Consider the following 2500-nt stretch of genomic DNA (forward strand, 5'->3'; position numbering starts at 1 on the left):
TTAGACATCCATGACGATAAGGGCGGTATTTCAAGGATGGCTCCACGAAGACTGGCGTCCCCGCTTCAAAGCCTACCACCTATCCTACACATGCCGACACGAATGCCAGTGCTAAAGCTATAGTAAAGGTGCACGGGGTCTTTCCGTCTGACCGCAGGAACCCCGCATCTTCACGGGGAATTCAATTTCACTGAGTCTATGTTGGAGACAGCGGGGATAGTCGTTACGCCATTCGTGCAGGTCGGAACTTACCCGACAAGGAATTTCGTTAACCTTAGGACCGTTATAGTTACGGCCGCCGTTTACTGGGGCTTCGATTCAGAGCTTGCACCCCTCCTCTTAACCTTCCAGGCACCGGGCAGGCGTCAGACCCTATACGTCGTCTTATCGACTTCGCAGAGCCCTGTGTTTTTGATAAACAGTCGCTACCCCCTGGTCTGTGCCACCCCTTCCTACTTGCGTAAAAGGGGTCACGCTTCTTCCGAAGTTACGCGTGCAATTTGCCGAGTTCCTTCAACATAGTTCTCTCAAGCGCCTTGGTATACTCTACCTGACCACCTGTGTCGGTTTGGGGTACGGTCTATAATGGTGGAGCTATTTCCTGGGACCGCTTCCCCGCACACTCAATCCAATAAGAATGTACAAGTTACGCAATCCGTCACTTACCACCAGGCCCACGAATATTAACGTGGTTCCCATCGACTACGCGTGTCCGCCTCGTCTTAGGGGCCGGCTAACCCTGCTCAGATTAACTTTAAGCAGGAACCCTTGGTCTTTCGGCGAGGGAGTCTCTCACTCCCTTTATCGTTACTCATGTCAACATTCGCACTTCCGATACCTCCAGAGGCCCTCACGGGTCCTCCTTCACAGGCCTACGGAACGCTCCGCTACCACGTGGATAAATCCACATCCTCAGCTTCGGTGCATGGCTTTAGCCCCGTTACATTTTCGGCGCAAAGACCCTTATTTAGACCAGTGAGCTGTTACGCTTTCTTTAAATGATGGCTGCTTCTAAGCCAACATCCTGGTTGTTTTGGGATCCTCACATCCTTTCCCACTTAGCCATGACTTGGGGACCTTAGCTGGAGGTCAGGGTTGTTGCCCTCTTCACGACGGACGTTAGCACCCGCCGTGTGTCTGCCGACTAGTACTCCTCGGTATTCGGAGTTTGGTTAGGATCAGTAAGACGGTGAGTCCCCATAGCCCATCCAGTGCTCTACCCCCGAGGGTATTCGGTCGACGCTCTACCTAAATAGATTTCGCGGAGAACCAGCTATCTCCGAGTTTGATTGGCCTTTCACCCCTAGCCACAAGTCATCCCAATCTATTGCAACAGATGCGGGTTCGGCCCTCCAGTTGGTGTTACCCAACCTTCAGCCTGCTCATGGCTAGATCACTCGGTTTCGGGTCTAATGCAACTAACTAAATCGCCCTATTCAGACTCGCTTTCGCTGCGCCTACACCTACCGGCTTAAGCTTGCTAGTTACACTAAGTCGTTGACCCATTATACAAAAGGTACGCCGTCAGCCTTGCGGCCTCCGACTGCTTGTAGGCATCCGGTTTCAGGTTCTATTTCACTCCCCTTGTCGGGGTGCTTTTCACCTTTCCCTCACGGTACTTGTTCGCTATCGGTCATGCACGAGTACTTAGGCTTGGAGAGTGGTCTCCCCATGTTCAGACAGGATTTCACGTGTCCCGCCTTACTCAAGGACAATAGGTCAACTTACGTCTACGGGGCTATCACCCGCTACGGCCGACCTTTCCAAATCGTTCGACTTTTCTTCCTATTGCCACTGGCCTGGTCCGCGTTCGCTCGCCACTACTTGCGGAGTCTCGGTTGATGTCCTTTCCTGCAGGTACTTAGATGTTTCAGTTCCCTGCGTTCGCTTCTTACCCCTATGTATTCAAGATAAGATACCTTATAAACAATGCTTAGAAACCCAAGCCGTCATCGCTGACAGTTTGGATTTTCTAAGCATTTAAGGTGGGTTTCCCCATTCGGATATCCATGGATCAAAGCTCATTCGCAGCTCCCCACGGCTTTTCGCAGCGTATCACGTCCTTCTTCGCCTGTGCATGCCAAGGCATCCACCAAATGCCCTTACGACACTTAATCGTTCTCATTGCCAATGCTCATCATTCAGCCAACCATTCTTCAGAACAGCCAACAGACCGGGTTACCTTTTACAACCCAGTCAGATCAATAATGCCATCGACGTGTTCGATCCGGTCACTTTATTGGAGCTACGCCGAGCAGCTCGCTTGTGCCAGATCTTTAAGACCAGCTTCTCGAGATTAAATCCGGGATCGCGCGGTCAGGCAACGATCATCAGTTATTCATCAGAGGCAACAACGTTGCCAACAACAAACGACCAGAGTGACAAGCTTCCTTCCTACATCCACCCCTTCCCCAAATTCAGGTCGGCTAGACCTTCATAAGGATCATCAGGAATGGGCTCGGACCTGGATTATAAATCCAGACCTGGAAGCCTCCAGATC

At 51.4% G+C, this 2500-nt stretch carries 1 rRNA gene; it reads right to left on the minus strand.

Annotated elements, in window-relative coordinates:
• Positions 1–2117, minus strand: a 23S ribosomal RNA gene (locus AC0JZ1_RS18225); the annotation flags it as partial.
• Between the last annotated feature and the right edge of the window lie 383 nt (positions 2118–2500).

The organism is Affinirhizobium capsici (assembly GCF_977018625.1).